Annotated in this window: 6 protein-coding genes and 1 pseudogene; 4 read left to right on the forward strand and 3 right to left on the reverse strand. The window is 71.2% G+C overall.

Annotated elements, in window-relative coordinates; genetic code table 11:
• Positions 1–137 precede the first annotated feature (137 nt).
• Positions 138–707, forward strand: a complete 570-nt coding sequence (locus ACI3KY_RS16355; protein WP_404931206.1) for an NADPH-dependent FMN reductase — start codon at positions 138–140, stop codon at positions 705–707.
• Between the two features lie 444 nt (positions 708–1,151).
• Here ACI3KY_RS16355 and ACI3KY_RS16360 read toward each other — a convergent pair whose 3' ends face one another.
• Both ACI3KY_RS16360 and ACI3KY_RS16365 read right to left on the reverse strand, forming a co-directional pair.
• Positions 1,152–1,874: a response regulator gene (locus ACI3KY_RS16360; RefSeq protein WP_404931207.1), complete on the reverse strand. Its 723-nt coding sequence runs from the start codon at positions 1,872–1,874 to the stop codon at positions 1,152–1,154.
• Entirely contained in the window at positions 1,871–3,169 is a 1,299-nt protein-coding gene (locus ACI3KY_RS16365; protein WP_404931208.1) for a sensor histidine kinase, read from the reverse strand. The genes ACI3KY_RS16360 and ACI3KY_RS16365 overlap by 4 nt, the downstream gene beginning before the upstream one ends.
• A gap of 183 nt (positions 3,170–3,352) precedes the next feature.
• Between ACI3KY_RS16365 and ACI3KY_RS16370 the strand changes: the two genes are divergently transcribed.
• The 3 genes from ACI3KY_RS16370 to ACI3KY_RS16380 are packed head-to-tail and all read left to right on the forward strand — an operon-like array spanning position 3,353 to position 5,157.
• Positions 3,353–3,790 carry a VOC family protein gene (locus ACI3KY_RS16370; RefSeq protein ID WP_404931209.1) on the forward strand — a complete coding sequence of 146 codons (438 nt, stop codon included), beginning with the start codon at positions 3,353–3,355 and terminating at the stop codon, positions 3,788–3,790.
• A complete protein-coding gene (locus tag ACI3KY_RS16375; RefSeq protein WP_404931210.1) occupies positions 3,791–4,504 on the forward strand; it encodes a winged helix-turn-helix transcriptional regulator in 714 nt (237 codons plus the stop codon).
• Between the two features lie 29 nt (positions 4,505–4,533).
• Positions 4,534–5,157, forward strand: coding sequence for a dihydrofolate reductase family protein (locus tag ACI3KY_RS16380; protein WP_404931211.1), 624 nt, complete (start codon positions 4,534–4,536; stop codon positions 5,155–5,157).
• Between the two features lie 756 nt (positions 5,158–5,913).
• On the opposite strand, the pseudogene ACI3KY_RS16385 reads toward ACI3KY_RS16380, so the two are convergent.
• Positions 5,914–6,643: pseudogene (locus ACI3KY_RS16385) on the reverse strand (hypothetical protein); the annotation flags it as partial.

Here is a 6,643-nt window from a genome sequence, read left to right on the forward strand (position 1 = left end):
GACGGACCGTGAGGAGAGGCGGCGGATGACGACCTTTGCATGCGACGGAATGAATCCCAGGTTCATGTGATTGCATGGAGATGGAACGTCCACGGTGGTCCCCACCGGGGACGCCTCTGTTTTTCAAGGAGTACAACATGTCCGATCGGACCATCGGCTACATCGTCGGCAGCATCTCGTCGACCTCGATCAACCGACGCCTCGCGAAGGCGCTCGAGCGCCTCGCCCCCGAGGGGACGACCCTCGTGGAGATCCCGATCAAGGACCTGCCCTTCTACTCGCCCGACTTCGACGCCGACTACCCGCAGGTCGCGCGCGACTTCAAGCAGGCCATCGACGACGTCGACGGCGTCATCATCGTGACGCCCGAGTACAGCCGCTCGATCCCCGGCGTGCTGAAGAACGCCCTCGACTGGGCGTCGCGCCCCTACGGCCAGGGCTCGTTCAACGGCAAGCCCACCGCCGTCATCGGCACCTCGGGCGGCGGCATCGCCACCGCTGCCGCGCAGCAGCACCTCAAGGCGATCCTCAGCCACTACAACGCCCCCACGCTCGGCCAGCCCGAGGGCTACGTGCAGACCACGCCCGGCCTCTTCGCCGACAACGGCGAGGTCACCAACGACCAGACCGCCGAGTTCCTCGTGGGCTACCTCCAGGCGTTCGGCGCCCTCGTCGACCGCTACGCGAAGGTCCCCGTCGCCGCCTGAGTCCCCCCGCGTCGACGGCGTGTGCGCCGCCGACGTCGTTCCAGCCGATCGGATGCCCCGACCCGTCGCCCCTCGTGGGCCGGTGCCGGGGCATCCGTGGTTCTCCGCCGGCGTGTGGCGTTTCGTCTCGCTCGTTCCTCGCTCGCTCAACGACCGGGCACAGGTTCCGGCCGAGGCTTCGCTCTCGCTCGCTCAATGACCGGGCACGGGGTTCCGGCCGCGGCTTCGCTCTCGCTCGCTCAACGACCGGGCACTGGTTCCGGCCGAGGCTTCGCTCTCGCTCGCTCAATGACCGGGCACGGGGTTCCGGCCGCGGCTTCGCTCTCGCTCGCTCAACGACCGGGCACTGGTTCCGGCCGGGGGTTTCGATCGTCCCTCGCTGGCGCAACCATGGACGCCGGTCGTTGAGCGAGCGAAGCGAGACGAAACGCGCGGGCCGCCGGGTCAGGTCAGGCCGTGGCGGTGGGCGTACACCACGGCGGCGACGCGGTCGCGGGCGCCGAGCTTCTGCAGCACGTTCGACACGTGGGTCTTGACCGTGGCCTCGCCGATGAACAGCCGCTGGGCGATCTCGGCGTTGCTCATCGCCTGCGCGACGAGCCGCAGCACCTCTCGCTCGCGTTCGGTGAGATCGACGGTCGGCACGCCGCTGTCGCGCGAGAGTGCAACGGGCGGCCTAGACGTAGGGGCGTTCCCTGCCTCTCGTCCACCCGCAGTTCTCTCGCGGTCAGCCGACGCCGGGGCGAAGCGGGCGATCACGCGGCGGGTGACCTCGGGGGCGAGCAGCGCGTCGCCGGCGGCGGCGACCCGCACGGCGTTGATGAGCTCTTCGGGGCCGGCGTTCTTCAGCAGGAAGCCGCTGGCGCCGGCCGCCAGCGCGTCGAACAGGTAGTCGTCGCGGTCGAACGTCGTCACGACGACGACCGCCGCGTCGACCGCCGCGTCACCGGTGATGCGGCGCGTGGCCTCGAGTCCGTCCATGTCGGGCATCTGCACGTCCATGCAGATCACGTCGGGATGCAGAGCGGATGCCGCGGCCACCGCCTCCACGCCGGTCGCGGCCTCGCCGACGACGGTGATGTCGCCGGCGGACTCGAGGATCATGCGGAAGCCCGCCCGCATGACGGCGTGGTCGTCGACCAGGAGCACGCGGATGGTGCGGCTCATGCGCGCACCCCGGCCCGTGGCGCGCCGCTGCCCACCGCGGACGCGATCGGCACTCGCAGCCTCACCAGGAATCCGCCGCGCGCGCGGGGGCCGGTCTCGAGCTCCCCGCCCGACGCCGCGGCGCGCTCCCGCATGCCGACGAGGCCGAGTCCCGGCCGCATCGGCGCCGCGACGGCGCGGCCCGTGTTGACGACCTCCAGCTCGACGGCGTCGTCGCCGTAGCGCAGGCGGACGTCGGCCGCGGCATCCGGTCCGCCATGCCGGCGAGCGTTGGTGAGCGCCTCCTGGGCGACGCGGTACATGTTCACCTGCACGAGGTCGGGCAGCGCCACGCGGTCGCCGATGACCGTGAGTGTCGTGGGAAGGCCGTTGTCGTTGGCGTGTGCGACGAGCTCGGCGAGGGCCGACAGCTGCACCGTGGAGGCGCCGTCTCCGTCGCCGGAGGTGGTGCGCAGTGTCTCGAGCAGCTGGCGCAGATCGGCGATGGCCGAGCGGGCGGACTCCTCGATGCCGAGGAGCGCCGTGCGCGCGGCATCCGGATCGCGTTCGAGCACCGCACGGGCCGCACCGGCCTGCACCCCCATCGCCGAGACGTGATGCGCGACGACATCGTGCAGCTCGCGGGCGATGCGGACACGGTCGAGGGCCACGGCCTGGGCGGCGGTCATCTCGCGCTCCTGCTCGAGCTCGCGCGTGCGCTGCTCCAGGGCCGAGCGCGACATCGCCGCGGCATAGGCGCGGTCGCCCATGTAGTACGCGCCGCCGAAGAAGCCCGCGTTGACGAGCAGCTGGAGCAGCAGCATCGCGGCGAACGGCGAGAAGACCCCGGCGCGGGAGAGTCCGCCGTCGGCCGGATCGATCGCCGTCTGGAACATGGTGACGATCAGCCAGACGAACATGCCGACGATCACGCCGACCCGCACCCACATCGCGCGGCGCCGGTCGTCGACCCAGGCGCCGACGGTGTACATCGCGATGAACATCGCGATGTTCGAGACGTACAGGTCGGGGATGCGCAGTGTCACCCCGACGAAGAAGACCACGGCGACGGCGACGACCACGACCTCCGGAAGGCGCCGTCGCACCGCGAGCGGGGCTGTGAGCCCGAGGCTGTACAACAGTGCCCACTGCATGCCGCCGTTCGCAGCGCCACCGTATATGCCGGCCACGGAACCGAGCGCCGTGCTCAGCACGGCCGAGACGAACAGCGCCGCGGCCAGCCACACGTCGTTGCGCAGCTCGCCGGCCGTGGGCCGCGAGCGCTGGAGCGGGTGCGGCGCGGGAAGGTCGGACATCCCTCCACGCTACGGGCCGGGCCCTGCCGCGGCATCCCCCGTCAGGCGGAGACGGATGCCGCGCCCGGCGCCCCGAAGAGACGCCTACTTGCTATTGACAAGCTCGCTTGTTTTTTGCAACCATGGTCCCACAGGCTCACCGATCGGTGGGCAGGGGCGAGAACACTTCAGAGGAGCAAGGCAATGACGCACATCTTCGTCAACATCCCGACGAACGACCTCGAGCGCGCGAAGGCGTACTACACCGCCCTCGGGTGCGAACTGAACCCGCTCTTCACCGACGAGAACGCCGCGTGCGTCGTCTGGAGCGACGACATCTTCTTCATGGTGCTCACGAAGGAGTACTTCTCGACGTTCACCGACAAGGAGTTCGCCGACCCGAAGACGCACGCGCAGGTGCTGCTGTCGATCAGCCGCGACTCGCGCGAAGACGTCGACCGGATCGTCGACGCCGGCGTCGCACACGGCGGGACCGCGCCGGGCGAACCGCAGGACTACGGGTTCATGTACGGCCGCGACCTCATCGATCCCGATGGCAACGGCATCCAGTTCATGTACATGGACCCTGAGGCGGCCGCCAAGGGACCCGACGCCTACATGGCGGAGCAGGCGAACGCGTAAGTGGCTGCCCGCAGCTACGGGCAGTACTGCGGGGTCACGACCGCCGTCGAGCTGATCGGCGAGCGGTGGGCGCTGCTCATCGTCCGCGATCTGCTCGTCGGTCCCCGGCGCTACACCGACCTCAAGCAGGGACTGCCCAAGATCCCCACCAACATCCTCTCCACGCGGCTCAAAGAGCTGCAGGAGGGTGGCGTGGTGCGCCGGGTGCCGCTCCTGCACTGCGGGCTGGTGTACGAGCTGACCCCCTACGGGCGTGAGCTCGAGCCGATCGTGCTGGCGATGGGGCGTTGGGGGTTCCAGCAGATGGGCGATCCGTCGGCGGACGACATCGTCACCGCGGACTCTCTCACGATGGCGCTGCGCACCGCTTTCCGAGCGGATGCCGCAGCCACGCTGCCGCCCGCCGACTACGAGGTGCACGTCGCCGACGTCGTGCTGCGGGTGCACGTCGATCCGTCCGGGCTCAAGATCGCGCAGCTACAGCCTGCCGGCAGGCCCGTGGACCCGCGACTCGGCACGCAGGCATCGGTCGCAGACGACCCCGACGTCACCTTCGCGGCGGGTCCCGGCATCCGTCGCCTCATCTCGGGCGAGCTGACCCCGGCCGCGGCGATCGACCAGGAGGTACTGGCCGTCGTCGCGGGCGACGCGACGCTGCTGGAGCGGTTCGCCGAGACGTTCCGCATCGAACCAGGGGTCGTGCTCGCCGCCTGAGGCGACCCCGCTCTGGAGAGGAGGCGGTCATGACCGGCCGCATCTACATCGATCTGTTCACCAGTCTCGACGGCGTCGCCCAGGCGCCCGGCGGACCCGAAGAGGACCCGACGGGCGGATTCCCGTACGGCGGATGGCAGGCGCCCTTCCCCGACGAGCGCATCGGCGCCGCGATCATGCAGGGCATCGAAGAGCTCGACGCGCTGCTGCTCGGCCGCCGGACGTATGACATCTTCGCCGGGTACTGGCCGCAGCACACGGACGGGCCGGACGGCGCCATCGGCCGCAAGTTCGACGCGGTGCCGAAGTACGTCGCATCCCGCGGCACGCCGTCGCTGGACTGGCCGGGCACATCGCAGCTCGGGCCCGACGTGGCGGCCGAGGTGCGGGCGCTGCGCGACCGCCACGAGAGCGTGCACGTGATCGGCAGCATCGACTTCGCGCAGACGCTCCTGAGGGAGCAGCTGTTCGACGTGCTGACGCTGTGGGTGTACCCCGTGGTGCTCGGTCAGGGCAAGAAGGTCTTCCCCGAGGGCGCCGCGCCGGGGAACCTCACGCTGCTCGAGCCCGCCCAGTCGGGTCCGCTCGGCGTCGTGCAGCTGCGCTACGGTCCGGCCGCCGGTCCGGTGCAGACCGGCACGGTGGGCGACTGACCCGTCGTCTGACGGATGCCGCGGCCCGCGGCCGTCCGCGGGTCGCGCTTCGTCTCGCTGGCGCTCGCTCAGCGACCGGGCCTTGGTCTCCGGTCGTTGAGCGAGCGAGGAACGAGCGAGACGAAACGTGGCTCGAGCCGTCCGTCAGCGGCCGCGGACGTGCGTCGCGCTTCGTCTCGCAGGCGCTCGCTCAGCGACCGGGCCTTGGTTTCCGGTCGTTGAGCGAGCGAGGGACGAGCGAAACGAAACGCGGCTCGGGCCGCGTGTCAGCGGGCGCGGACGTGCGTCGCGCTTCGTCTCGCTGGCGCTCGCTCAGCGACCGGGCCTTGGTCTCCGGTCGTTGAGCGAGCGAGGAACGAGCGAGACGAAACGTGGCTCGAGCCGCGCGCCAGCGGGCGCGGACGTGGGTCGCGCTTCGTCTCGCTGGCGCTCGCTCAGCGACCGGGCCTTGGTCTCCGGTCGTTGAGCGAGCGAGGAACGAGCGAGACGAAACGTGGCTCGAGCCACGCGTCAGCGGGCGCGGACGTGCGTCGCGCTTCGTCTCGCTGGCGCTCGCTCAGCGACCCGGGCCTTGGTCTCCGGTCGTTGAGCGAGCGAGGAACGAGCGAGACGAAACGTGGCTCGGGCCGCGTGTCAGCGGGCGCGGACGTGCGTCGCGCTTCGTCTCGCTGGCGCTCGCTCAGCGACCCGGGCCTTGGTCTCCGGTCGTTGAGCGAGCGAGGAACGAGCGAGACGAAACGTGGCTCGAGCCGTCGGTCAGCGGGCGCGGACGTGCAGCGTCACCGAGGAGACGCGGCCCTGGCGGCCGGAGGCGGGGTCGACGTAGCGGAAGCCGATGACGTGGTTGCCCGGCGACACGTCGTACACGACGCGGCGCAGCGGCGCGGTGCCGAGCGTGTGGAGGTTGCCCGTCCAGGCGCCGTCGATCGAGACGGCGACCGTCTGGCCCCGCTGTCCGCTCAGCACCAGCGTCAGATCGTCGGCACGGAAGTCGAGGTCGAGGTCTTCGAGCCGGGCGTCCAGCGTGCCGTCTGTCGAGGTGACCGTCGGCACGGGCAGCGTGAACGGTCCGACCGCCCCGCTCGGATCGGACGCACGCAGGCCCGGCGCCGTCTGCACGGCGCGCACGCTCATGCCGGCGTGCAGCAGGTCGCCCGGGAGCACCGCCGAGAACCGGCCGCCGGCATCCACCGTCGTCCGGACGAGTGTCGCGCCCGACTCGTCGATCAGTGCGACGTCCGCGCCCGCGACGCCGGTGCCGGTGATCGGCGGGGGCACCGCGGCCGACAGGTCGGCGGGCGCGTCGAGGCGTGCGACGCCGGTCACGGCCGGCTCGGGGTCGGGTGTCGGCTCGGGGTCGGGCGCCGGTGTCGGCTCCGGTGCGGGCGTTGCGGGTCCGACCACACCGGGGGACCGCTCCGGCGCCGGTTGCGGTTCCGGCGCCGGTGCCGGTGCCGGTTGCAGATCCGGCTGAGCCGGGCGGTTC

The organism is Microbacterium sp. ZW T2_14 (assembly GCF_044987405.1).
In the GTDB taxonomy this organism is placed as follows: Bacteria; Actinomycetota; Actinomycetes; order Actinomycetales; family Microbacteriaceae; genus Microbacterium.